Below are 1,993 nucleotides of genomic sequence, written 5' to 3'. Positions count from 1 at the left end.
TAGGCCGCGTCCTCGTCGAGCCCGCGCGCCTTCATCAGCACGCCCTTGGCCTTGTCGACCAGCTTGCGCTCGGAAAGCTTCTGCGAAATCTCGTCGAGTTCGCGACGCAGCGCCTGCGTATCCTCGAAACGGGCGCGCGCCACCTCGACAATCGGCTTGATGCGCCTGGGATCAAGGCCATCCACCACGTAGGCCGAAACGCCCGCCCTGACGGCGTCGCGGATGGTCGCCTGGCCGTCTTCCTGGGTGAAGATGACGACCGGCCGTGGCATGTCCTTGTGCATCGCCGCCAGATTTTCCAGCGTGTCGCGGCTCGGGCTGTCGGTGTCGATCAGGATGACGTCGGGCTGGAGTTTCTCCACCTCCGCCGTCAGGTTTTCCGAGCCGGCCAGGATGGCGGCCACCTGATAGCCGGCGAGCGCCAGCCCGGCGCAGATTTCTCCAGCCCGCGAACGGGATTCATCGATGACGAGTACGGTAAGCATGCGGGGGGTTAAGCAAACTCCGAACCAGCCGCTTGCAACGCCGCCGCCGCCATGGCCTGGACGACGGTTTCGTGCTCGCCGATCGCCCCCGCCAATGAAAATCGCACTTCCGGATGGGTCGACCGCAACTGGTCCAGCATTTCCGGCACGTCGCGCTTGAGATGGCCACCCTGGGCGATGAACATCGGAATCACGACAATCTCCGACGCGCCGCCGGCGACCAGCCCCGCCGCGCAGTCGGCCAGCGTCGGCGCCATGAATTCGAGGAAGGCGAGCTCGACCGCCTTGTCGCCGGCCCGCTGGCGGATCGCCGCCTGGACGCGGCGCAGCGGATTGGCCCATTCCGGATCGCGGGCGCCGTGGGCGAAGAGGATGATGGCCGTGGTCATGAGTCAACTCCTGAAAGGAGGCGGATTATGCCGCCCGGACGGCCGGAAGGCCAGCGGTGCAGACACGTACAGTATGCGCCCGCCTGCGGCGAACGGAAATCACCCGCGCGACGGCGTTCCGCGTGGCCGTCCGGCAAGCGCCAGGAGGGCGACCAGGCTGAACGCCGCGCCGGCGTAAAAAGTGAATTCGGCCCCGAAGCGATCCCACAGCAGCCCCGCGCACAGGCTGGCAAGCAGCATGGCGACGCCGCTGACCAGGTTGAAGAAGCCGAACGCCGTGCCGCGCAGGTCGGCTGGCGCCGTAGCGGCGACCATCGTCGCCAGCAGCCCCTGGGTGATGCCGAGATGGATGCCCCACAGCGCCACCCCGGCCAGCAGCGCGCCCCAGTGCACGCTGGCCGCCAGCACCAGGTCGGCGGTGACCAGCACCAGCAGGCCGCCGGCCAGCAAACCGGCATGGCTGACGCGGTCGGACAGGCGGCCAAACGGGTAGGCGGCCAGCGCATAGACGAGATTCATGGCGACCATGACCAGCGGCACCAGCGCCAGCGCGATGCCCGACTGTTGCGCGCGCAGAACGAGAAAGGCCTCGCTGAAGCGGGCCAGCGTGAACAGCCCGCCGACACCGACCACCCACCAGTAGGCGCCCCCCAGCCGCCGCAGGCTGGCGCGCGAGATCGGGTTGCCGCGCCTTTCCGGCTGCGCCCGGTGCGGCTCGCGGACGCCGGCCCACAGCAGGGCGACGGCGAGCAGGCCGGGAATCACGGCAACCCAGAAGACTGCCCGGAAATCGTCGGCCCACAGCAGCATCAGCCCGGTGGCGAGCAGCGGGCCGACGAAGGCGCCGACCGTATCGAGCGACTGACGCAGCCCGAAGGCGGCGCCGCGGATCGCCGGTGGCGCGAGATCGGCGATCAGGGCATCGCGCGGGGCGCCGCGCACGCCCTTGCCGATGCGGTCGAGCAGGCGGGCGGCGAGGACGATGCCGGCGCCCGAGGCGAGCGCGAACACCGGCTTGGTCAGCGCCCCCAGCGCATAGCCGAAGACCGCCAGCCCCTTGCGCCGGCCCAGGTAATCGCTGAGCGCACCGGAAAATACCTTGACGATCAGCGCCGTCGC

3 protein-coding genes are annotated in these 1,993 nt (G+C 69.4%); all 3 read right to left on the bottom strand.

Features of this window, described 5'->3' with window-relative positions; all coding sequences use genetic code 11:
* Window positions 1–485 (bottom strand): ANTAR domain-containing response regulator (locus ACE3PU_RS10705; RefSeq protein WP_374389544.1); only part of this gene is annotated, 485 nt, incomplete at its 3' end.
* Between the two features lie 8 nt (window positions 486–493).
* The gene (locus ACE3PU_RS10700; protein WP_374389542.1) at window positions 494–874 is read right to left on the bottom strand and encodes a sirohydrochlorin chelatase; all 381 of its coding nucleotides are present in this window, start codon (window positions 872–874) and stop codon (window positions 494–496) included.
* Between the two features lie 99 nt (window positions 875–973).
* The coding region (locus tag ACE3PU_RS10695) for an MFS transporter (protein ID WP_374389540.1) at window positions 974–1,993 on the bottom strand (1,020 nt) is incomplete at its 5' end.

This window comes from Brevundimonas sp., from assembly GCF_041911375.1.
In the GTDB taxonomy this organism is placed as follows: domain Bacteria; phylum Pseudomonadota; class Alphaproteobacteria; order Caulobacterales; family Caulobacteraceae; genus Brevundimonas.
The sequence above is the reverse complement of the archived record's forward strand: the minus strand, read 5'-3'. Positions and strand labels throughout refer to the sequence as shown.

Excerpts from the sequence above, each read along its gene's own strand:
- ACE3PU_RS10700 (WP_374389542.1), bottom strand. The coding sequence starts at position 874 with ATGACCACGGCCATCATCCTCTTCGCCCACGGCGCCCGCGATCCGGAA.